Below are 21,064 nucleotides of genomic sequence, written 5' to 3' on the forward strand. Positions count from 1 at the left end.
GCACTACAACCGCTATCGGTACTATGATCCGCAGGTCGGGAGGTTTATCAGCAAAGACCCGATCGGGTTTGCGGGTGGGCTGAATGTCTATGCGTATGCGCCGAATCCGGTGGGGTGGGTTGATCCGTTTGGGTTGGCTAAACGCGGTCCGGTACCTGGTGGTCAAGGACCACACAATGAAGTTATCGCCCAATGGGGGCGTGAGGCCACCGAGGCCGGAGGTTTAGTAAAAGCGGGAGGTGGGCTCCAAAAAGAGGTACTAATTCCCACACCAGGTGGACAAAAACAGGGTCGCAGGCCGGATATAATTATTGAACAAAAGGACGGGAAAATAATTTACGGCAATGTTGGAAGAACAAAAGCAGACGGAACACCCGTACCTCGCGAAACACTTGCAATGGACAACTTACAAAATAAAACCGCAGACAACGATATGGCTGCCGAGGTTCAATTCAGGCCATACTGCCCATGCCCAACAAGGAAAAGAAAATAAAATGGATATTAATGTATTCATGACCCTTAATGACTTCATACTCATCAACATAAAGCTGCTTGAAATATCCAACCTAAATCTCTATCGTTCAGAAAGTTACAATCATCCATATATAAAAGTAGATATCAACTCTCCCTCATCGTGGAGTCCGGGCACCTCAAAAACGCTTTCCCTGCTTGCTGGAAAACACGAAGATGAAGGGCCAATCCTAAATAAAAAACAAATCAACATCCCCCGAAGCCAACGTATTGGTTTTATAGACATTAAATATGGTGGCGAAGATGAATATGCAATTGGAGCCTCACACTACGGTGCAGATACTTCACTTACGGCGAAGATCGCAAAAAAAGAATTACACAAAATACTCAAAAAATATGCGCACGCAAATGTTAAAAACACAAATGGAGACATCATAAAGAATCACTATTGGACTGATTCTGCCCTAGCCTCTGGCAAAAATTGGCACAGATTCATCGGATCGGGCGAGTACAAACACAAGAATATAAATCCCGGATATCGTCCAACATACGATAGTGAAAAATTATTACAACTCCAACCAGAAAACAAGGATATAACTTAAGACTATAATTAGCCTACAATAAAACCGCTATCGATACTATCGATCCGCAAGTCGGACGGTTTATCAGCAAAGACTCGATAGGGTTTTCGGGTGGGCTAAATGTATATGCGTATGCGCCGAATCCGGTGGGGTGGGTTGATTCGTTTGGGTTGGCTCGAGTTTATAGAAACGCTCCTTATCATGGAGCTACAGACAATCCAATTAAGAGTAGAGCGCCATCAAATGGACAAGCCGCATTGGATAACTCTTCTCAAGTCAAAGATTCATCGCCTCGAAGGGTTGGAGTTGACATTGAAAATAACGAGTTAATAATTCTTGACAGAACCCAAGTAACCCCCAATTCAGATGAGGAATATCATAGTCATGTTAGATGCTGGTGTGATTTGCACACCGATCAGCAAAACACGCTAAGAAGAGCACAACAAGTAACTAGCAAAGGAAAAATAAGGAGACAGCCATGATAGAGCCACATCAAAAATCAGATGTAGAACTACTACTCAAATCTAATGATGAGCAAACCATCCTAGACTCAATCATGCACATGACTTTCAACGTAAATGACCCCGAGTGGATTCAAAAAAAATGCATCGAACAAATTAATCTGAAAAAAAGTTCAAACATAACAGGGCTAGCAATTACATGCCTAGGGCACATAGCACGACTTCATGGCGTAATCAATGAAAACACCACCATCCCCCTGCTAAAAAAACTCCTGAAGGACAAAGAATTCTCAGGCAGGGCCGAAGATGCTTTAGATGACATTGAACAGTTTACAAAAAAATAAACATATCTTCAGATCGAGGGAAGCTACTCACTATCAACGATCCGCTCTGGACAAATTGATATTTACACTGCATTTTGAACTCATTACTGATGGCATTCTGATAGTTCAGTGAACGAATACATCCTCACATGCAGGCTTCAATATGAAGACAATAACAGACTAAGGTTACCTAGTGATGCATGTCACTTGCACAAGAGGTCATATCCAATACTTATAAAAAGTACCTATTCCGTCAGCGACGTAAGGGGAGCACTGCAAGTTATGAAGACCTTCGCGGTACCGGACTGATCACCAGTGACTCACAAGTATGGTTGCAGCGCTGACCATAGAGTTCATAGCTCTTTAACAGTCGGGAAACACCGGCATTGGCCTCCCGTTGTCAATGCCTGCAAGTATTAAGACAAACCTTCGCCCTCCACCCTGCCAGCAGCCTGCGCGACTACGTCGGCCAGCACTACACCTACGACGCCCGCGGCAACCTGCTTGAACGCCTCGACAACGGCAAAAAAGCCCGTTTCACCTGGGACCTCTACGACCGCCTGACCCGCTACGAAGACGATCGTCTGACCGCCGACTTCGCCTACGACGCACTGGGGCGACGGGTAGCCAAATACTCCAAAGCCCACTGCCCGCCCAGCCCCGGCGCCGGCCCGGCGTGGATCGAGCAGCAACAGCGCACGCTCAACGCCCAATACGACTGCGGCCGAAACATCTACGGCTGGGACGGCGACAACCTCGCCTATGAAAGCCGCAACGGCGAAACCACTTTGCGGCAACGCAAAAAAAGGTGTTTTCCACTGTAGACGGCTATAGCCCCACACTTGACGAGGCTGCACATCGAAAAGAGGGCTGTGGCCAATTAGTCAGCGCTAGTGCTCAATAGGCTCTATCAAAGAAGCTAAATGATTAGGTAAACACAATCACCGGATCTGACCATGCAAGAAGAGAACTGGCTCTACACTTTAGGCAATGCCACTTGCTTGCTTGGAACTGATTTCTGAGCAGGATCAAAGTGCAGCAACTCTGGGGATGTTGTTTCTAGCTAAAGAGGTGACTTATGTCGATTTCAATTGGCATTGTGCGGATGCTGTGTGGCCTCTTCTCTTTTAAGCGAACCACTGCGCCTCGCCGACTCAGTCGCGATGAAGCCAGCCTGATTGAGCACTACCGCATGCTTTCTGAGTCAGACCGCATTGCGATGCGCTACCTGTGTACTTCACTTAAAGAAATATCTCGCTTCTGAAACTCGGTGATGCCCTAGACTGCCGGGCTACAGACATAGAGACATCGAACGAGATTGTGGGGGTGGCGAGAAATCGCAACGAGAAGGAGGCTGACTTTAAGGCACCTCTGATTGGGTAAACGATGGCAGCCCTACAGTCCCATTTCCCAACCCCCAGAAACGACAAAGCCCGCTAAAAGCGGGCTCTGTCGGTGTATCAATATGGCGGAGGCGTAGAGATTCGAACTCTAGGACCTGTTACAGTCGACGGTTTTCAAGACCGTTGCCTTAAACCACTCGGCCACACCTCCTATGTTGTTGCGGGCGCCATAATACCTGAATGAAACACGTTGTCAAACTCTCTTGATCGCTTGTTTCAGAGCCTCTGCTATGATCTTTGCTACTTAACATTTCAAACCACAGGAGTATCGCCATGCGCGAACAGGATTACGCCGTTAATAACAGCGTGCAGGCTGAGCAGCTAGAGGTTAGCCGCGTCCTGCGCAACACTTACGGTTTACTGGCTTTGACGCTCGCTTTCAGCGGCGTGATGGCTTATGTCGCTCAACAGATGCGGGTCGGTTACCCGAATATTTTCGTGGTGCTGATCGGTTTCTACGGGCTGTTTTTCTTGACCAACAAGCTGCGTGATTCGGCTTGGGGCTTGGTGTCTACGTTTGCCTTGACCGGTTTCATGGGCTTTTTGTTGGGCCCAATCCTCAACCGCTACCTGGGCATGCAGGGCGGCGCGGAGGTTGTCAGTTCGGCATTTGCCATGACCGCGCTGGTGTTTGGTGGCCTTTCAGCTTATGTACTGATCACTCGCAAGGACATGAGCTTCCTGGGCGGCTTTATCACCGCAGGCTTCTTTGTCCTGCTGGGCGCCGTAGTTGCCAGCTTCTTCTTCCAGGTCAGCGGCCTGCAACTGGCGATCAGCGCCGGTTTTGTGCTGTTTTCTTCGGTCTGCATCTTGTTCCAGACCAGCGCCATCATTCATGGCGGCGAGCGTAACTACATCATGGCGACCATCAGCCTGTATGTTTCGATCTACAACCTGTTTATCAGCCTGCTGCAAATTTTCGGCATCATGAGCAGCGACGACTGATTGACCCCGCTACACGAAAGCCCGCTTCGGCGGGCTTTTTGTTGCCCGCTGCAAGCATCTTTGAGCATCTGCCTTTATCATTGCCGCAGATTTGCTGACAGAGCTCACCATGAAATTTGCCATTGCCCTTTATTCAGCAGCCCATGCCCCCTCTTCTCGCCGCGCCCTGCGTTTTGCCGAGGCAGTGCTGGCAAGCGGTCACGAGATCGTGCGGCTGTTCTTCTATCAAGACGGTGTGCACAGCGCCTCGAGCAATGTGGTCACACCGCAAGACGAGCAAAACATCGCGCAGCAGTGGGCCGCGTTCGTCAGCCAACATCAGCTGGACGGCGTGGTATGTATTGCCGCAGCCCTGCGCCGCGGTGTATTGAATGAAGATGAAGCAGCGCGCTATGAGCGCCCGGCGGTCAATCTGCAAGCGCCATGGGAATTGTCTGGCCTGGGCCAGTTACACGACGCGATTCAATCGGCTGATCGACTGATCTGCTTCGGAGGGCCTTGATATGGCTAAGTCGCTGTTGATTATCAGCCGCCAGGCGCCATGGTCGGGCCCAGGCGCCAAAGAGGCGCTGGACCTTGTGTTGGCGGGGGGCGCGTTCGATTTGCCGATTGCACTGATGTTTATGGACGATGGGGTATTCCAGCTCGTTCCCGGACAAAACGCGGCCGCGCTGCAACAAAAAAACCTTCAGGCCAATCTGCAAGCCCTGTCGATGTTCGGGATTGATGATGTGTTTGCCTGCGGCCACAGCCTGGCCGAGCGCGGCATTTCGCCCGCACATCTGGCAGTCGACGATGTACACGCCCTGTTAACCGATGAAGTACGCGCCCTAATTGACCGTTTTGACCAAGTGATAACCCTCTGATGACGACCCTACACGTCCTGAGCCACTCGCCCTTTTCAGACACACGCCTTAGCAGCTGCTTACGCGTTCTGGGCACCGATGACGCGCTGTTGCTGACAGGTGATGCGGTCTACGCCTTACAACCTCAAAGCAGCCCTCTCAAGGCCCTGGAAGAAAAAAGCGCCACGCTTAAGTTTTATGCCCTCGAAGAAGACCTGCTCGCACGCCACCTCGACTGCCCGCCCTGGGCGACAGCGGTGGATTACCCGGCCTTTGTCGAGCTGTCGATTCACTATGACAAGGTCAACAGCTGGCTATGAGCACCCTCCTTCTCAACGGCAAACACATCGCGCTGGATAAAGACGGCTATTTGCTCGACCTTAACGACTGGTCTGCAGAGGTCGCCCATGCACTGGCGGCCGAGGCGCAGATCGAGTTGAGCCCCGAGCACTGGGAGATCCTTGAGCTGTTGCGCAGCTTCTATCAGGAGTTCGAGCTGTCACCCGCGACACGCCCGCTGATCAAGTACACCGCGCTCAAGCTGGGCCCTGAAAAAGGCAACAGCTTGCACCTCAACCGCCTGTTTAATGGCACACCGGCCAAGCTCGCTGCCAAGCTGGCGGGCCTGCCAAAACCGACTAATTGCCTATGAATACGCCTGCTGCGCTGACATTAGAAACCCCGGCCGAACACCCTTTCGCGCCATTTGTGCGCATTCTGGGCAAAGGTAAACGCGGCGCCCGCAACTTGACCCGAGAAGAAGCGCGCGAGGCGATGGGTATGCTGCTCGACGAAAAAGTCGAGGACACGCAATTGGGTGCCTTCCTGATGTTGCTGCGTCACAAGGAAGAAAGCCCCGAGGAATTGGCCGGCTTTACCGAAGCCTTGCGTGAGCGTCTGACAGCGCCAGCAATCAACGTTGATATCGACTGGCCGACTTATGCGGGCAAAAAGCGTCACCTGCCCTGGTACCTGCTGGCTGCCAAATGCCTGGCGCAAAACGGTGTGCGGATTGTGATGCACGGCGGCGGCGCTCATACCGCAGGGCGACTGTACAGTGAACAACTGCTGGACGAGTTGTCTATCCCGCTGTGCCGCGACTGGCAAAGCGTTGAAACTGCGCTCGACACCCAGCATCTGGCCTTTATGCCATTGCAGGACTGGGCGCCGCAGTTGCAGCGCATGATCGATCTGCGCAACACCTTGGGTTTGCGCTCGCCCATTCACTCACTGGCGCGCATTTTGAACCCGCTGGGCGCCCGCTGCGGCCTACAAAGCATTTTCCATCCGGGCTACCAAAGCGTGCACCGCGAAGCCAGCGGCTTGCTGGGAGACACCAGCATCGTGATCAAAGGCGACGGCGGTGAAATCGAGATCAACCCGGACACCATCAGCCATTTGTACGGCACCACGGCGGGCGTCAATTGGGATGAAGAGTGGCCAGCACTGTCAGCTCGACGCCACGTGAAACCGGCCTCACTTGAGCCGGGGCAGCTCAAGGCACTGTGGCGGGGCGAGATCGAAGACAGTTACCCGCAACTGGCCCTGCTCTCGACCATGGCCCTGGCCCTTCGCGGGCTGGGCACACCGCGTGAACAAGCATTCGAGTTGGCGCAGGGTTATTGGGATAACCGCGACAAATCGATTTAACTCATTTGCGAGACCGCCTCATGCTAATTCCTTACGACCAGCTTGAACCTGACACCCTCACCCGCCTGATTGAAGACTTCGTCAGCCGCGACGGTACCGACAACGGTGATGACACCCCTCAAGAGACACGTGTCCTGCGAGTACGTCACGCCTTAAGCAAAGGGCAAGCCGTGATCTTCTTTGATCTGGAAAGCCAGCAATGCCAGTTGATGCCCAAACATGCCGTTCCCAAAGAGTTCTTTGATTAACGCTTGCTCAACGGCCCAATGGTCAAATGCCCGGGGTCCTGATTTTTGATCCGGTCGTAGATTTCGCCTCGGTGAACGCTGACGCTCCTGGGGGCATCAATCCCCAGGCGTACGTGGCTGCCACTGATGGCAATGACATGGACAATAATGTCTTCGCCTATCGAGAAGCGTTCGCCGCTGACGCGTTTTAGAATCTGCATGGCTCTTATCCTTAAAGGTGTCTGGCCACGAAGACTGAACCGCGTCATTCGGTACTTCAATCCTTACACAGCAATTCAGCTTGGGCTTACTCCTATCTGGATTAAGCCCTACATCGACTAGCTAAAAGTCCTACGCGACAGCTGTCGAATATTCCTCATCAGTAGGGGGTTTGGCTTAGGGTGCCGAAAAGCGTGGCCCCAACAGAATGATGGTTGCCCCTATCACGCACAGCACCAGTCCGATCCAGTCAGAGCCCAATGGCCGGACTCGCTCCACAACCGCCAACCAGGCAATAGACGTCACGATGTAGATCCCGCCATACGCGGCATAAGCCCGGCCCGCATAGGCCGCTTCGACCTTGGTCAAGAGCAGGGCAAAAACGGCCAGGCTCAACACTGCCGGCACGACCCACACCACACTCTTGCCTTGACGCAGCCACATCCAGAATCCGTAGCAGCCTGCGATTTCAAACAACGCGGCCAAAAAAAACCAAACGTAATTAAGCATGAATACTTCCTTCCTTAGGCAGCGCGCCACCCTACTCGCGCCCCATCAGCCAGGCAATAGCCAACCTTTAGCACGCGTCACAGAATAAAAAGTTGAATTATTTTCGCGCCCGGCAAGTCGGACTTATTAAGAGCGTACGTAGCAGTGGTTTCAACGCCACTGAACGCCGTCCTTACTGACAATAATCAATGAGGAAATAGTCATGACCCTGATACTTCTGATCATCCTGATCTTGCTGCTGGTGGGCGGACTGCCAGTTTTCCCTCACTCACGAAACTGGGGCTACGGCCCGTCCGGTATTATCGGCACCGTACTGGTCGTACTGTTGATACTGCTCTTGCTCGGCAAAATATAGCGCCGTAGTCACGGCATTACGCGCAAAAAAAAGAGGCCCTGAGGCCTCTTCTTTTTTCACGCTGGTTTACTTCGGATCCACGACACCCGCAGTGTTATCCAACAAGCTTTTGGTTGCTGTCTGCAAGAAGGATTCAAGCTTCTTCTTCAGTTCAGCTTCGTCTGGCGAGTCAGTCACTACTTTGGCTTGCGGGTTCGGGCCCAAGTTGTATTGCCATACCTTGGCAGGCATGTCTTTAGGCTGAACCAGCAGATGATCGCCGCTGATGATGGCCACGGTCTGATCGTTGCCAGATGGTTTGATCACACCTGAACCCTTATCACCTTCCGGCAGGTTCAGCAGGTCACGGCCCCAGCATTGCTGACGGAACTCACCACCCAGACGACCCATGATGGTCGGTACGATGTCGATCTGCGTACCCACGGTATCAACCCGCGCACCAAACTTCTCCTGGATGCCCGGCCCGATCAACAGCAATGGAACGTTGAAACGCCCAAGGTCCATCTCGGAGATCTGCTGCTCGTTACCAAAACCGTGGTCACCCACGATCACAAACAAGGTTTCCTTGAAGTACGGCTCTTTACGCGCCTTTTCAAAGAATTGACCCAGCGCCCAGTCCGAATAGCGCATGGCGGTCAAATGCTCGTTCAACGAACCACGGTCGGTCACACGTTCAACCGGCAGTGGCGTCGGCAAGGCATACGGCGTGTGGTTGGAAAGGGTTTGCAACAAGGCATAGAACGGCTCTTTGCCTTCACGCTTTTTCAGCTCTTCCAGGCCACGGTTGAACATGTCCTGGTCGGACACGCCCCACGTAGGATCAGAGAACACCGGGTTCACGAAATCATTACGGCCAACGAACGTGGTCATGCCTTGGTTGCTGAAGAAACCAGACTGGTTGTCCCAGGCAAAATCACCGTTGTACACATACACATCATCGTATTTACGGGCGCTCAGCAGCTCCGGCAGACCGGACAGCTTGTGGCTGCCTTCCGGGGTCTGCATCAGGTATTCAAAACCTGGCAGGTTCGGGAAGCACGCCATGGTGGCGAACATGCCCTGATGCGTGTGCGTACCGTTGGAGAAGAAGCGCTCAAACAGCAGGCCTTCTTTGGCCAGGTTGTCGAAGTAAGGCGTGACGTTGCCTGGACGTCCCAGTGCACCCACCGAGTGGCCGGCGAAGCTTTCCATCAAGATGACGACAACGTTCTTGATCGGCAGGGTTTTTTCTTCTGGTGGCGTGGTATCACGGCGCACAGGCGCGGTGTCCGCATCGACCAGCTTGTCGTTCGGGGTCAGCAGCATGTCGCGTACGGTCTGCTGAGCCTCAGGCTGCGGCAGGTTGGCTTTCCAGATATTGCTGCGCTCATCCGAGAAGCGGCTCTGCGCCGCTGAAATCAGCGACAAGGAACCATTGAGCCCTAACTGGTTAGCGAAGTTGGAATCCGTCGTGTAGGCATCACCCCAGCGCAGTGGAGGACCTTGACGCAGCGTGCCGCGAGCAGCGACTACACACACCACCAGAATCACCATGAACACGGCAATGCGCGCATACCATGGCGCGACGGCACGTTGAGTAGCCGCGGCAGCAGCCGATGTCGCACGGGTACGGGTTACGCGGTCTGCACCTTTGAATGCAAAGTACAGGATCACCGTCCCGACGGCCCAGGCCAGCAGGTAACGCACCACCGGGAAACCGTACCAGAGCATGCTCATGACGGTTTTCGGGTCTTCCTTCACGTATTGGAAGACCAGACCGTTGAGGCGCTGGTGGAATTCACGGTAGAAGTCCATCTCCATCAGCCCCAGGAACAGCGCCAGGCTGGAGGCAGCAGTCAGCCAGAAACGCATGGGGCCGCGCAGTCGCATCGCATGCGCACTGAGCAATGACAGCAACAAAGGAATGCTGAGATAAACCACGATGCGCAGGTCAAAGCGCAGACCATTGAAAAAGGCTTCGAGGAACGTTGAGGCCGGGGTATCCAGGATCATTTCCCGGTTGTAAACCAGCAATGCCACCCGCAACAGGGTAAACATCAGCATCATGATCAAGGCGCTGAGCAGCGTAAACGCCAGATGCGATTTGACGGTCGGTTGCAACATTCGCTGGGCAGCGTTCTGTTGTTTTAAGGCGTCCGGGTTTGCCATGTCGTTTTAGGACCCAATTGATTCAAGTTGAAGTGGCTTTTCTGTGCACGGCCAGCACCTGCGCCTATAGGGCACACGTGCAGGGAGGTCATGCGCGGGCGGGCAAATGTTGCACGATCACCGGTGATTTACCACTGATACTGCACCCTTTAATGCACAGGGTTTGGCTCGACACCTGAACTGGACATCCAGGTGAATGGCTTCTGAGAAGCAGCCGAGCCGAAATTTTGCACGCAAATTGTCATGGACGGCACGTGAAAATTTTGTGCAAACGCATAATTTGAAACATAAGAAAGGGCCTTTCGGCCCTTTCTGGAAGTCACTGCGGGTTAAACGTTGCTTGGCTTGTTAATCGCCTGCAAAACGTATTGCGGCAAAGCAAACGAACCCAGGTGAACTTCAGGGTTGTAATAGCGGGTAACAATGCCACTACCAATAAAACGCTGACGCAGCGTCTCCAGCGGCAACTTGCGGTAATCGCTGTTGGTCGAACCCCAGGCAAACGTCATCGAACCGCCGATGTAAGTCGGCACGGCCGCTTGATAGAAGTGCCAATCGGCGAACAAACCACGCATGCGCTCTGCGGTGGTTTTAACTTCTTGCAGTTGCATGAACGGCGTGCCGTTTTGCGTCACCAGCACACCACCTTCATTCAGGCAGCGATGGCAGGCTTGATAGAAGTTTTCAGAGAATAGCACTTCACCCGGCCCGATCGGGTCGGTGGAATCAGAAATGATCACATCGAACTTTTCTTCGGTGGTTGCAACAAAGCGCATGCCGTCATCGATCACCAGATTCAGGCGCGGATCGTCGTAAGCCCCTTTGGAGTGGTTCGGCAAGAACTCTTTGCACATTTCAACCACGGTGCTGTCGATCTCGACCATGGTGATGTGCTCAATGCCCACATGCTTGGTTACTTCGCGCAGCATGCCGCCGTCGCCGCCGCCTATGATCAGCACACGCTTGACCGTGCCATGCGCCAGAATCGGCACGTGAGTCAGCATCTCGTGGTAAATGAACTCATCCTTTTCCGTGGTCTGAATCACGCCATCCAATGCCATGACCCGGCCCATCACCGGGTTTTCGAAAATCACCAGGCGCTGGTGGTCAGTGCGCACTTCGTGCAGCAGCTTGTCCATACGAAAACGCTGACCATAACCCTCGTAGAGGGTTTCGAGATAGTCGGTGCTAAGTACTTCAGTCATGGGAAGTCCCTTTGAATGCAGATGGCAACGGACGGTCACCCGCCCATGATCGGCAGTTTGAGCGTTTACCGCTTTCGCGATACAGACGCTCAACTGCCCAAGAAAGGCGCGCATTCTACGACGACGAGCATGACAGGTCGAACCTTGACGCAGACAAACTCAGCGGGTGGCGCCAAATAAAGCCGCCGCCACCCGCTGGCTGACGACTTAAATGCGCACATTGCCTCGCGGCCCGGCGATGGCCCAGATAATGAGGCCGAGCACCGGCAAGAAGATAATCAACAGCACCCAAAGGATTTTCATCCCGGTTCCGACGTTACTTTTGAGCACATTGATGATGGCCCAAATATCCAGCGCCAGAATAATCAGACCTACCAGACCATTAAACGTCGACCCCATGGTGATGCTCCTGAGTGAGTGCGTGTTTAATTAGGATAGTCAGCAGCGGCGAGGGTTCCGTTTTTTATTGCAGGTCGGGCATCAAACGTGAACAGCGACCTTCAAGGCTTCCAGCGCAGGCGCAGCACTGATGCCTACCTCGGCACACAAGGCCAGCACGCGTGGCACGTCATTGCCATACACCAGCACCATTTGCAGTTCATCATCCAGCGGCTGGCTCAGGTTCAGCAGCACATAGCCACCGTTCTCAGGGTTCATGCTGCCCATCTGGATCTGGATACGGTTCAGCGCCGTCAGCGCTTCGGTTTTGGCCAGTTGCTTGGGCTTGATGTTGAAAGGCACGCCAGGACCAAACGAGGCAACGATCTGGGAGAACAGGTCGACATAAGTGTCAGCCTGGAACAGGACCGTTTCCGGCAAACTGCCGATAACGACCCACTCGCCCAACGCAATAGGGTAAGTGTCGTCGTAGTTGATGTCCGGGTTTGCCGCCAGAAAGGCGTCTTGATCAGCGTAGGCCTGCGCTGCTTCCTCAGCGATTTTTGCAATTTCTTCGTCGCCCATGCACCCAGAGCTGATTTTGCTGATGAGTTCAACGAGAGTGTTTTTCATGGGCAGGCCTGTCACAAAGAAAATTGAGGGCGCGCAGGATATATCAATTGCGCGCCTCAAGGGCATGTAATCAGCCTAACAACGCGTTCAACAACGCGATGCTTTCGGTTGCGCCCATGGTCTTGGCGGCATCCAGCGCGGTGATCTCATTGGCATCCTTGGCTTTTGGATCGGCGCCTTTGCTGACCAGGTACTTGATGATTTCGGTGCGATTAAACATTGCTGCCATCATCAAGGCGGTACGGCCGTCAAACGAAGCGCCTTCAACTTGCGCCCCGCCCGCGATCAGGGTTTTAACCATTTCCAGGTCACCTTTGAACGCCGCGCCAGCAATCGGGCTTTGACCGTTGTCATTGCGAATTTCAGGGTCAGCCTTGTGCTCAAGCAGCACCTTCACGGCGTCGACATGCCCGTGATAGCTGGCCAGCATCAGCAAGGTGTCGCCCTTGTGATTACGCAGATTCGGCGGCAAGCCCTTGCTCATCAGAGCTGCCAGCATGGCGGCGTCGCCCTCGCGGGCTTTATTGAAAACCTGCTCGGCAAACTCAGCCGCTTCCTCGGGGGTCATCTGCCGTTGCTGATCGGCTGGCTTGTTGTCTGACATTTGAGGCTCCAGGTTGACTACAGAAAGCCGTAGTTTCCCGAGAGCGGCCAACGGTGTCATCCCCTTTTTACTCAAGAGCGTCATAGAGACAATCAATCGGTAAACGACTTTTGTACAAACACGCCAACAAACTGTGTGACTGGGCAAAATGCAGGATGCATGATGGCCATTCATGCAAAATGCACGAACCCTGCATCTCAACTAAAAACTAAGACATTGATTTAAAAGGATTTTATTAGACAGGCGTACTGGCACAATCACTGCAACTATCTCTCCATGCAAGCACAGATGAGCTAATGGAGCTGATTGACATGAGCCTGATCCAAGAAAAATTCGCGTCCCTGTTTTCGAACTACACCGTCAACGTTAAGCCCCGCCCGGATGGCGGTGTATTGCTGACGTTGTGTGACAGCGAAGGTAAACAGACTCAGCGGGTCATTTCATACGCGCAGTTGCACACCGCAGAGCAACTGACTTGGGTGATCAGCGCGATTCGTCGTGATCTGGCAGGTACGGCCAGTGAACTGCCGACCATTTCACTGCTGCAAAGCCAGCACCGCTTTGCCCTGCCGACCTATCACACGCGTTGATAAAAGCCTGATCAAACTGCAGGAGCGAGCTTGCCTCGCGATCTTTCCAACTTCAAAGATCGCAAGCAAGCTCGCTCCTTCACGTTCAAAGATTAAATATCTATATCGGCAAAGCTGCTGACCGTCAGATGATCACCCAACTTCTTCCAGCCTTCTCGCGCCAGACCACAGGTTTGCATCCCGGCTTGTTGCGCCGCGTCCAGCTCTTCGACGATGTCCGATAGAAACAGGATTTTCCCCGCCGGGCAGCCGATGGCTTCGGTGATGTGCCGGTACGATTGGGCTTCGCGCTTGGGCCCGGACGTGGTGTCGAAATAGCCACTGAACAAGGGGGTCAGATCACCCGCCTCCGAACAGCCAAAAATCAGCTGTTGCGCCTGGATCGAACCTGACGAGTACACGTACAAGTCATAGCCCTTTTCATGCCAGGCCTTGAGGGCCTCGACGGCATCCGGGTAGACGTGCCCTTTCAACTCGGCCGCCTCGTAACCCTGCTTCCAGATCATGCCCTGCAGCGCCTTAAGCGGCGTGGCTTTGCGATCTTCGGCGATCCACTGTTGAAGGATCTCGATTACCCGCTCAACGTCCGCCTCGGGCTCGCCGCTGTCCAGACGCACCGCCCCCAGTTGCATCGCAACCTCAGGGTCTTCGGCATGTTCACGGACGAAGTCAGGCAGGTGTTTGGCCGCAAACGGAAACAACACGTCAAACACAAAGCTGACGGCGCTGGTGGTGCCTTCAATGTCAGTGAGGATGGCTTTGATCGGCATACGGGGTCCTTAGTCTTCGAGGCGCGGGAAGCGGCTGGCGATGTCTTCGCCGGTAAAGTTGGCCACCCAGCCTTCAGGGTTGTTAAACAACCGGATGGCCACAAAGTGCGGGTGCTCGCCCATGTCAAACCAATGCGGGGTGCCCGCTGGCACTGAGATCAGGTCGTTTTTTTCGCACAGCACGGCATACACATAGTCGCCAATATGCAAGGTAAACAGCCCACGGCCTGCTACGAAGAAGCGCACTTCATCTTCGCCATGACGGTGTTCATCGAGGAACTTGGCGCGCAGCTCGGCTTTTTGCGGGTGGTCGCTGTTGAGGCTGATCACGTCAACGGTGACGTAACCCTGCTCAGTCATCAATTGATCAATCTGCGTGCGATAGGCGTCGATCACTTCGTCCTGGCTGGCGCCCGGCTGGATCGGCGCAGCCGCCTGCCAGCGCTCAAAGCGCACGCCCTGCTCGGCCAGCGTGGAGGTGATGTCTTCCAGGTGGGTCAATACCTTGTTGGGTATTTCCGGGCTTGAAACGTGGTAAACAGAAAGGCTGCTCATGGGGGTATTCCTCAGCTTCGGCGTGCACTTTCGGCTTTTTCCAGGCCGTTCAGGCAGACCGTTGAAATCAGGCGGTGGGCTTCTTCGACGTGAAGTCAGCGTTAACGGTTAAGCACAGCGCGGGTTTTCAACTCGCATTCAAACAAAAATTCAAAGGCTTCGATCTGACGCAAGGCATCGCTCATGCGCGCCCCCCACGTATACAGACCATGCCCACGAATCAGGTAACCCACGCAGTCAGGGTGTGCCTCAAGCCAGGGCTGAACCTTGGCGGCCAGTCGCTCGATGTCCTGATCGTTGTCAAAAATCGGCACCCGAACTGTCGACTCATGGGTCGACACACCACTGAAGGCTTTTTGCAGTTCGTAGTCTTCAAATTCGATGCTGTCACCCGGCGTCAGCCGCGACAACACCGTGGCATTCACCGAATGCGTGTGCAACACCGCGCCGATCTCCGGGCGCCAGCTGTACAGCTGGGTGTGCAGCAAAGTTTCCGCAGAAGGCTTTTTGCCCGGTTCCAGGCTGTTGCCTGACAAATCCGTGGCCAGCACATCATCAATGCCCAACTGGCCCTTGTGCTTGCCAGACACCGTCAGCAGCGCCTCGGTGGCCGATAGACGGGCCGAGTAGTTGCTACTGGTGGCCGGCGACCAGCCGCGACCATATAAAAAACGCCCGGCTTCAATGATTTCCAGGCTCAAGTGTTCACGGGTAAGGCTCATGCCCTGTCCTCTTGCAATCGAGTAGCGATGATAACGGCTGCAGCCAGTGCTGCGAGGCTTGCCATACTAAAGGTGATAGTCGGCCCGAGTGTGTTCCAGCTGTAACCGGCATAAAGCGCTCCCGCCGCGCCGCCCATACCGGCCAGGGTGGCGTAGAGCGCTTGCCCCTGCCCTTGTTGACCGGGGCCGAAACTGCGCTGCACAAAACTCATGGCCGACGCATGAAAACTGCCAAATGTTGCTGCATGCATCAACTGCGCTAACAGCAACACCCACAGGTATTCGGCAAATGATCCCAGCAACAGCCAGCGCAAGGCGGCCAGGGCAAAGCTGGCCATTAATACGCGACGCAACGAAAACTTGAGCAGAATGCGGCGCATGGCCAAAAACATCAAAACTTCAGCGACAACCCCCAACGCCCACAGCATACCGATCACGCCACGGCTGTAACCCAGGCTTTCAAGGTGCAAGGTGATGAAGGTGTAATACGGGCCATGGCTTAGTTGCATCAGTGCAACAGTCACATAAAACGCAATCACGCCGGGGCTGCGCAATTGCTTGAAAAAACCGCCCTCGTGAGGTTTTCGCCCCTGATTCGAAGGCTGGGCATTGGGCACCCACAAGCTGCACAAGACTATGCCGCCCATGATCACCACCAGCGCCACCGGGTAAATATCCAGGCTCAGCCATTCAAACAGGCGACCCAGAATCACCACCGTTAGGATAAAACCGATCGAACCCCACAAACGCACCTGGCTGTAACGCTCAGGTTGTTCGCGCAGGTGGGCAAAGGTGATGACTTCAAACTGCGGCAGCACCGCGTGCCAGAAGAACGCATGCAACGCCATGACCAGCGCCAGCCAGGCGTAGCTCTTGCTGATAAAGATCAGGCTGAAGCCGAGCAAGGTGCACAACGCACCCAGCCGCACGATCAGCAGGCGCTTGCCGGTGTAATCACCCAGCCAGCCCCACAAGTTGGGGGCCACGCAGCGCATCAGCATGGGAATGGCGACCAACTCGCCGATCCGTGCACTGGAGAACCCGAGGTGATGGAAGTACAGCGCCAGAAAAGGCGCTGTAGCACCGAGCAAAGCGAAGTAAAAAAGGTAAAACCCTGACAAACGCCAGTAAGGAAGAGGCGCCATTGCCATCAGACCATGGCGCTCAACGACCGCTGAATCACAATTGGCCCAGCACAGGCGTCGTCACACGCACATCGGCGTTTTGCCCGCGATGACGCAACAGGTGGTCCATCAGCACGATGGCCATCATGGCTTCGGCAATCGGGGTCGCCCGAATGCCAACGCACGGGTCATGACGACCTTTGGTGATGACGTCGACCGGGTTGCCGTCTTTATCAATCGAGCGGCCCGGGGTGGTGATGCTCGACGTAGGCTTGAGCGCCAGGTGCGCCACGATGGGCTGGCCCGACGAAATACCGCCCAAAATGCCGCCCGCATTGTTGCTCACAAAGCCCTGCGGGGTCAGTTCATCACGGTGCTCGGTGCCGCGCTGGGCAACGCTGGCAAAGCCGGCGCCGATTTCGATGCCCTTGACCGCATTGATGCTCATCAAGGCGTGCGCCAAATCGGCATCCAGACGGTCGAAAATGGGCTCGCCCAACCCCGGAATCACACCTTCAGCCACCACGGTGATCTTGGCCCCAACCGAGTCCTGATCACGGCGCAGTTGGTCCATGTAGGCTTCAAGCTCTGGCACTTTGTCCGGATCGGGGCTGAAAAAGGCGTTTTCTTCGACCGAATCCCAGGTTTTGAACGGGATTTCAATCGGGCCCAACTGGCTCATATAGCCGCGAATCACAATGCGCTGGGTCGCCAAATACTTTTTGGCAATCGCCCCGGCGGCTACCCGCATGGCAGTTTCACGTGCAGAACTGCGCCCACCTCCGCGATAATCGCGCTCGCCGTATTTGTGGTGGTAGGTGTAGTCGGCGTGGGCCGGGCGGAACAGGTCCTTGATCGCCGAGTAGTCCTTGGACTTCTGATCGGTGTTGCGAATCAACAAACCAATGGCGCACCCGGTGGTGCGGCCTTCAAACACACCGGATAGAATCTCGACTTCGTCGGCTTCCTGACGCTGTGTGGTGTGGCGGCTAGTGCCCGGTTTGCGGCGGTCCAGGTCACGTTGCAGGTCTTCAAGAGACAGCTCGAGCCCGGGTGGACAGCCATCTACAATAGCGACCAACGCCGGACCATGGCTTTCGCCTGCGGTGGTAACAGTGAACAGCTTGCCGAAGGTATTGCCGGACATTCAGGGCGCTCCGTGAAAATCAGCCTAAAAACTAAGCTTGGATAACTAAGCGCGCCAGTATACGCAGGCTGCCTCTGTAGTTCATCCTCCAACCTTACTCATCCGGTGTTGTGTAACCGGCACTTTCAACAATGATGGCGTGATGATGCTGCGAATACTCCTTCTGGTTCTAACCCTGTTTGGTACTCAGGCCTTTGCGGCGACTCAGTCCAACGTCTTGCTGCGCCCCATCGAGCTGGATACCGGCTCCGGCACTCTGTATGGCTCGTTGGTATTGCCAAAAAGTGACAAGCCGGTGCCGGTGGTCCTGCTTATTGCCGGTTCCGGGCCTACCGACCGCGATGGCAACAACCCGATTGGCGGGCGCAACGACAGCTTGAAAAAACTCGCCTGGCGTCTGGCGCAAAACAACATTGCCAGCGTGCGATTTGACAAGCGCGGCATTGCGCAAAGCCTGCCGGCCGCGCCGGATGAGCGCCAACTGAGCGTCGATCAATACGTCAACGACGCCGTGGCCTGGGGCGACAAGCTGAAGGCCGACCCGCGTTTTGGCAAAGTATTTTTGCTCGGTCACAGCGAGGGTGCACTGATTGCTGTCCTGGCCGCCCCGCGCATCGACGCCGCCGGGGTTATCTCGATTGCCGGTTCCGGGCGCCCTATTGGTCAGTTGCTGCGTGAACAATTGCAGCGCAACAACTTGCCGCCGGCCCTGCTCAAACGCAGCTTTGAGCTGATCGCCAGCCTCGAAGCCGGGCACACCGACGACAACGTGCCGCCGGCCCTTGAAGCAATCTTTCGCCCAAGCGTGCAGCCTTACCTGATCAGCCTGCTGCGCTATAACCCGGCCAAAGCCTTCGCTGCACTGAAGATGCCGGCGATGATTATTCAGGGCACCCACGATATTCAGGTCGAGGTCAAAGATGCGCGTCTGCTTAAAGCCGCCAAGCCAGACGCGTCCCTGACTTTGGTACACGGCATGAACCACGTCATGCGCATTGTGCCGATGGACATCAAACGCCAAGTGCTGTCCTACAACGACCCTAACCAGCGCCTCGCGGGTGAAGTCGGTGACCGGATTGTGCGCTTTATCGCAAAAGTGAATGCCGCTCAGCCCTCCAGTCCTGCGCATAACGGCCGATAAAACATTGTCGGCCGTCTTCATTGAGCCGACATATCGTGCTTGCACAGGATTTTGCCGTTATGAGCGACACCCCATCACAACCCGCCGACTCGCCAGAGCCGGCCACGCCCGAGGCGCCCCCGCGACCTTGGGCTGACGTGCAGCCCGAGCATTTCAAAATGCTGCGCCTGGCGCCATTGCCCACCGATCGCAGCACCGGGGCGCGGCCTTTGCGCTTCGTCCAGTTTGGGTATGCCGAGCGCCACAACAAAGAGCAGAGCTTGCTGCGCCTGAGCATTTCGCTGCCGGGCCAACAGGTCCGCAAGGAGCAAAACCAGCTCGATATCTGGCTCGATCACACCACCCAACTTGCCAGCATCAGCCCTGAACGCGGCGTGCTGGTTGAGCCGCTGAACCGGGGTATCGGGCGCTTTCTCATGGCCCAAGGCGCGCAGTGGGTTCAGAAAAAATGGTCACGCTATCGCTTTGAAAGCTTCGATTTGCCGACCAAGGACGCCCTGCACGAAGACATGCGCCTGCGCCGCGACCATTGCTTGCGCACCCAGGGCTTTGACGTGATCTATGAAGACGCCCTGCATCGCAAGGCGCGGATTGAGGCAGGGCTTACGGCAGATTTGTACAACACCTGGAACAGCGAAAAAAACCAGTTTGTCGAGATTCTCGAAGCGGCGCAGATGCTTCAGCAGGCCGAACAGAACTTGCAGGAGCAAGAGCTGAAGCTGCGCGAAAAAGACGAGAAGATCAGCAAGTTCAAGCGTGAAGACACTGGTTTACGCTTCACCATCACCTGCCTGGTGGCGTTCGCTGTATTTCAGGCCGCCTTACTGATCTGGATTGCCACCCATCGCTGAAGGCAGGCCCCCTTGCAGGGCCTGCCAGGTTTCACCCCTTAAACCCGTGCAGCAAACAGCGCCTGATGCTCGCGGCACTGCTCAGCAGTCAGCATAAACACGCCGTGGCCGCCATGTTCAAAGTCGAGCCAGGCAAAATCCACTTCCGGGTACAGCGCTTCAACATGCACCTGGCTGTTGCCCACTTCGACAATCAACAAACCCTTTTCGGTCAGGTGATCCGCTGCTTCGGCCAGCATCCGCCGTACCAGGTTCAAACCGTCATCACCGCAGGCCAGGCCCAACTCGGGCTCGTGCTGATACTCGGCAGGCATGTCGGCAAAGTCCTCGGCATCCACATACGGCGGGTTCGACACGATCAAGTCAAAGCGTTGGCCCGGCAAGCCATCAAAGCCGTCGCCCTGCACCGTGTACACACGCTCATCGACGCCGTGGCGCTCAATGTTCTGATTGGCCACTTCCAGCGCTTCAAACGACAGGTCCGCCAGCACCACCTCGGCATTCTGGAACTCATCGGCACACGCGATACCGATGCAGCCCGAGCCGGTGCACAAGTCAAGAATGCGCGCCGGTTCAGCCCCCAGCCACGGCTCGAAACGTTTTTCGATCAACTCACCGATCGGCGAACGCGGAATCAACACGCGCTCATCGACAATAAACGACATGCCGCAGAACCAGGCTTCGCCCAGCAGGTACGCCGTGGGCACGCGCTCCTCAATGCGGCGCTTGAGCAAATGCTGAAGGTTCACCAGTTCGTCGTCTTCAAGGCGGCAATCGAGGTAGCTGTCAGCAATTTCCCACGGCAGGTTCAACGCACCCAACACCAGTTGACGAGCCTCGTCCCAAGCGTTGTCGGTGCCATGACCAAAAAATAGATCTTCCCTGTGAAAATGGCTAACAGCCCAGCGAATATGGTCGCGCAGTGTGCGCAGTCGGGAAGTGATCAACGGTCTTACTCCTCAAAATCGACCCACGATTCTAACAGCCAAATTCCGACGCGGCCAAAGTTGTGCCCGACGGTGATACGGGGCACTCATTTGTACGCGTCTGAATCCGTTACAAAAAACTTAAAAACGTTACATTTCGTAGGTTTATGCACGTTTGCAATGTTTCTTGACATCGCTGTAGGCCAACAACGGCGTGGCTTACACGACTGCCCATTCACATAAACGCTCGGCCAGTGGAGAATGTCGCAAAAGCCCCACT

At 54.9% G+C, this 21,064-nt stretch carries 30 protein-coding genes and 1 tRNA gene; 17 read left to right on the plus strand and 14 right to left on the minus strand.

Going from position 1 to position 21,064, the window contains the following annotated elements; all coding sequences use genetic code 11:
• The 6 genes from QMX84_RS20125 to QMX84_RS20150 form a co-directional block, all read left to right on the plus strand.
• Window positions 1-493, plus strand: a 493-nt coding sequence (locus tag QMX84_RS20125; RefSeq protein WP_282364630.1) for an RHS repeat-associated core domain-containing protein, incomplete at its 5' end; no start/stop codon positions are given.
• Between the two features lies 1 nt (window position 494).
• The gene (locus QMX84_RS20130) at window positions 495-1,073 is read left to right on the plus strand and encodes a hypothetical protein (RefSeq protein WP_282364631.1); all 579 of its coding nucleotides are present in this window, start codon (window positions 495-497) and stop codon (window positions 1,071-1,073) included.
• A 38-nt stretch (window positions 1,074-1,111) separates the two neighbouring features.
• The gene (locus QMX84_RS20135; protein WP_282364648.1) at window positions 1,112-1,534 is read left to right on the plus strand and encodes an RHS repeat-associated core domain-containing protein; all 423 of its coding nucleotides are present in this window, start codon (window positions 1,112-1,114) and stop codon (window positions 1,532-1,534) included.
• The gene (locus QMX84_RS20140; protein WP_282364632.1) at window positions 1,531-1,857 is read left to right on the plus strand and encodes a hypothetical protein; all 327 of its coding nucleotides are present in this window, start codon (window positions 1,531-1,533) and stop codon (window positions 1,855-1,857) included. The genes QMX84_RS20135 and QMX84_RS20140 overlap by 4 nt, the downstream gene beginning before the upstream one ends.
• A gap of 365 nt (window positions 1,858-2,222) precedes the next feature.
• A complete protein-coding gene (locus QMX84_RS20145; protein ID WP_282364633.1) occupies window positions 2,223-2,660 on the plus strand; it encodes a hypothetical protein in 438 nt (145 codons plus the stop codon).
• A gap of 254 nt (window positions 2,661-2,914) precedes the next feature.
• The gene (locus QMX84_RS20150) at window positions 2,915-3,100 is read left to right on the plus strand and encodes a hypothetical protein (protein WP_282364634.1); all 186 of its coding nucleotides are present in this window, start codon (window positions 2,915-2,917) and stop codon (window positions 3,098-3,100) included.
• Window positions 3,101-3,302: 202 nt separating this feature from the next.
• Here QMX84_RS20150 and QMX84_RS20155 read toward each other — a convergent pair.
• Window positions 3,303-3,390 (minus strand) — tRNA-Ser (locus QMX84_RS20155).
• A gap of 122 nt (window positions 3,391-3,512) precedes the next feature.
• On the opposite strand from QMX84_RS20155, the gene QMX84_RS20160 reads away from it, so the two are divergent.
• The 7 genes from QMX84_RS20160 to QMX84_RS20190 all read left to right on the plus strand — a co-directional run bounded on the left by QMX84_RS20160 (window position 3,513) and on the right by QMX84_RS20190 (window position 6,927).
• Window positions 3,513-4,184 carry a Bax inhibitor-1/YccA family protein gene (locus QMX84_RS20160; RefSeq protein ID WP_048371231.1) on the plus strand — a complete coding sequence of 224 codons (672 nt, stop codon included), beginning with the start codon at window positions 3,513-3,515 and terminating at the stop codon, window positions 4,182-4,184.
• A gap of 109 nt (window positions 4,185-4,293) precedes the next feature.
• Entirely contained in the window at window positions 4,294-4,686 is a 393-nt protein-coding gene (gene tusD / locus QMX84_RS20165) for a sulfurtransferase complex subunit TusD (protein ID WP_153433253.1), read from the plus strand.
• A gap of 1 nt (window position 4,687) precedes the next feature.
• Window positions 4,688-5,050 (plus strand): sulfurtransferase complex subunit TusC, encoded by a 363-nt coding sequence (tusC, locus tag QMX84_RS20170; protein ID WP_282364635.1) that lies wholly within the window; start codon window positions 4,688-4,690, stop codon window positions 5,048-5,050.
• Complete coding sequence (gene tusB / locus QMX84_RS20175; RefSeq protein ID WP_282364636.1) at window positions 5,050-5,349, plus strand: sulfurtransferase complex subunit TusB; 300 nt, start codon at window positions 5,050-5,052, stop codon at window positions 5,347-5,349. The genes tusC and tusB overlap by 1 nt, the downstream gene beginning before the upstream one ends.
• Window positions 5,346-5,681 carry a TusE/DsrC/DsvC family sulfur relay protein gene (locus QMX84_RS20180; protein WP_048391108.1) on the plus strand — a complete coding sequence of 112 codons (336 nt, stop codon included), beginning with the start codon at window positions 5,346-5,348 and terminating at the stop codon, window positions 5,679-5,681. The genes tusB and QMX84_RS20180 overlap by 4 nt, the downstream gene beginning before the upstream one ends.
• Window positions 5,678-6,679, plus strand: coding sequence for a glycosyl transferase family protein (locus QMX84_RS20185; protein WP_153330929.1), 1,002 nt, complete (start codon window positions 5,678-5,680; stop codon window positions 6,677-6,679). The genes QMX84_RS20180 and QMX84_RS20185 overlap by 4 nt, the downstream gene beginning before the upstream one ends.
• 20 nt (window positions 6,680-6,699) lie before the next feature.
• Window positions 6,700-6,927: a YheU family protein gene (locus QMX84_RS20190; protein WP_016781468.1), complete on the plus strand. Its 228-nt coding sequence runs from the start codon at window positions 6,700-6,702 to the stop codon at window positions 6,925-6,927.
• Here the strand turns inward: QMX84_RS20190 and QMX84_RS20195 are convergent.
• A complete protein-coding gene (locus QMX84_RS20195) occupies window positions 6,924-7,127 on the minus strand; it encodes a carbon storage regulator (protein ID WP_048371242.1) in 204 nt (67 codons plus the stop codon). The genes QMX84_RS20190 and QMX84_RS20195 overlap by 4 nt on opposite strands.
• Before the next feature lie 175 nt (window positions 7,128-7,302).
• Complete coding sequence (locus QMX84_RS20200; RefSeq protein WP_048371244.1) at window positions 7,303-7,635, minus strand: YnfA family protein; 333 nt, start codon at window positions 7,633-7,635, stop codon at window positions 7,303-7,305.
• A 196-nt stretch (window positions 7,636-7,831) separates the two neighbouring features.
• Here QMX84_RS20200 and QMX84_RS20205 point away from each other — a divergent pair, with 196 nt between their 5' ends.
• Window positions 7,832-7,990 carry a DUF3309 family protein gene (locus QMX84_RS20205; RefSeq protein WP_173430630.1) on the plus strand — a complete coding sequence of 53 codons (159 nt, stop codon included), beginning with the start codon at window positions 7,832-7,834 and terminating at the stop codon, window positions 7,988-7,990.
• A gap of 66 nt (window positions 7,991-8,056) precedes the next feature.
• Here QMX84_RS20205 and QMX84_RS20210 read toward each other — a convergent pair whose 3' ends face one another.
• The 5 genes from QMX84_RS20210 to QMX84_RS20230 all read right to left on the minus strand — a co-directional run bounded on the left by QMX84_RS20210 (window position 8,057) and on the right by QMX84_RS20230 (window position 12,958).
• Window positions 8,057-10,138 carry an LTA synthase family protein gene (locus QMX84_RS20210; RefSeq protein ID WP_282364637.1) on the minus strand — a complete coding sequence of 694 codons (2,082 nt, stop codon included), beginning with the start codon at window positions 10,136-10,138 and terminating at the stop codon, window positions 8,057-8,059.
• A gap of 329 nt (window positions 10,139-10,467) precedes the next feature.
• Window positions 10,468-11,343 carry a polyamine aminopropyltransferase gene (gene speE, locus QMX84_RS20215; RefSeq protein ID WP_282364638.1) on the minus strand — a complete coding sequence of 292 codons (876 nt, stop codon included), beginning with the start codon at window positions 11,341-11,343 and terminating at the stop codon, window positions 10,468-10,470.
• Window positions 11,344-11,550: 207 nt separating this feature from the next.
• Window positions 11,551-11,742: a PLD nuclease N-terminal domain-containing protein gene (locus QMX84_RS20220; protein WP_048371254.1), complete on the minus strand. Its 192-nt coding sequence runs from the start codon at window positions 11,740-11,742 to the stop codon at window positions 11,551-11,553.
• A gap of 81 nt (window positions 11,743-11,823) precedes the next feature.
• Complete coding sequence (locus tag QMX84_RS20225) at window positions 11,824-12,354, minus strand: hypothetical protein (protein WP_282364639.1); 531 nt, start codon at window positions 12,352-12,354, stop codon at window positions 11,824-11,826.
• Between the two features lie 70 nt (window positions 12,355-12,424).
• On the minus strand, window positions 12,425-12,958 hold the full coding sequence (locus QMX84_RS20230; RefSeq protein WP_282364640.1) for an ankyrin repeat domain-containing protein: 534 nt from the start codon (window positions 12,956-12,958) through the stop codon (window positions 12,425-12,427).
• A gap of 311 nt (window positions 12,959-13,269) precedes the next feature.
• Between QMX84_RS20230 and QMX84_RS20235 the strand changes: the two genes are divergently transcribed.
• On the plus strand, window positions 13,270-13,548 hold the full coding sequence (locus QMX84_RS20235; protein ID WP_048371628.1) for a DUF3509 domain-containing protein: 279 nt from the start codon (window positions 13,270-13,272) through the stop codon (window positions 13,546-13,548).
• Between the two features lie 92 nt (window positions 13,549-13,640).
• On the opposite strand, the gene mtnC is transcribed toward QMX84_RS20235, so the two are convergent.
• The 5 genes from mtnC to aroC form a co-directional block, all read right to left on the minus strand.
• Window positions 13,641-14,318, minus strand: a complete 678-nt coding sequence (gene mtnC, locus QMX84_RS20240) for an acireductone synthase (RefSeq protein WP_282364641.1) — start codon at window positions 14,316-14,318, stop codon at window positions 13,641-13,643.
• A 9-nt stretch (window positions 14,319-14,327) separates the two neighbouring features.
• A complete protein-coding gene (locus QMX84_RS20245) occupies window positions 14,328-14,873 on the minus strand; it encodes an acireductone dioxygenase (RefSeq protein ID WP_153335630.1) in 546 nt (181 codons plus the stop codon).
• A gap of 101 nt (window positions 14,874-14,974) precedes the next feature.
• Window positions 14,975-15,595, minus strand: a complete 621-nt coding sequence (locus QMX84_RS20250) for a methylthioribulose 1-phosphate dehydratase (protein ID WP_123751585.1) — start codon at window positions 15,593-15,595, stop codon at window positions 14,975-14,977.
• Window positions 15,592-16,740 carry an MFS transporter gene (locus tag QMX84_RS20255; RefSeq protein ID WP_048371265.1) on the minus strand — a complete coding sequence of 383 codons (1,149 nt, stop codon included), beginning with the start codon at window positions 16,738-16,740 and terminating at the stop codon, window positions 15,592-15,594. The genes QMX84_RS20250 and QMX84_RS20255 overlap by 4 nt, the downstream gene beginning before the upstream one ends.
• 34 nt (window positions 16,741-16,774) lie before the next feature.
• Window positions 16,775-17,866, minus strand: a complete 1,092-nt coding sequence (gene aroC, locus QMX84_RS20260; RefSeq protein ID WP_282364642.1) for a chorismate synthase — start codon at window positions 17,864-17,866, stop codon at window positions 16,775-16,777.
• A gap of 142 nt (window positions 17,867-18,008) precedes the next feature.
• On the opposite strand from aroC, the gene QMX84_RS20265 reads away from it, so the two are divergent.
• Complete coding sequence (locus tag QMX84_RS20265; protein WP_262122897.1) at window positions 18,009-19,007, plus strand: alpha/beta fold hydrolase; 999 nt, start codon at window positions 18,009-18,011, stop codon at window positions 19,005-19,007.
• Window positions 19,008-19,066: 59 nt separating this feature from the next.
• Window positions 19,067-19,858 carry a hypothetical protein gene (locus tag QMX84_RS20270; RefSeq protein ID WP_282364643.1) on the plus strand — a complete coding sequence of 264 codons (792 nt, stop codon included), beginning with the start codon at window positions 19,067-19,069 and terminating at the stop codon, window positions 19,856-19,858.
• Between the two features lie 38 nt (window positions 19,859-19,896).
• On the opposite strand, the gene prmB is transcribed toward QMX84_RS20270, so the two are convergent.
• The gene (prmB, locus tag QMX84_RS20275; protein ID WP_282364644.1) at window positions 19,897-20,805 is read right to left on the minus strand and encodes a 50S ribosomal protein L3 N(5)-glutamine methyltransferase; all 909 of its coding nucleotides are present in this window, start codon (window positions 20,803-20,805) and stop codon (window positions 19,897-19,899) included.
• Window positions 20,806-21,064: the final 259 nt, after the last annotated feature.

Source organism: Pseudomonas sp. PS01297 (assembly GCF_029959305.1).
GTDB classification, from domain to species: domain Bacteria; phylum Pseudomonadota; class Gammaproteobacteria; order Pseudomonadales; family Pseudomonadaceae; genus Aquipseudomonas; species Aquipseudomonas helleri.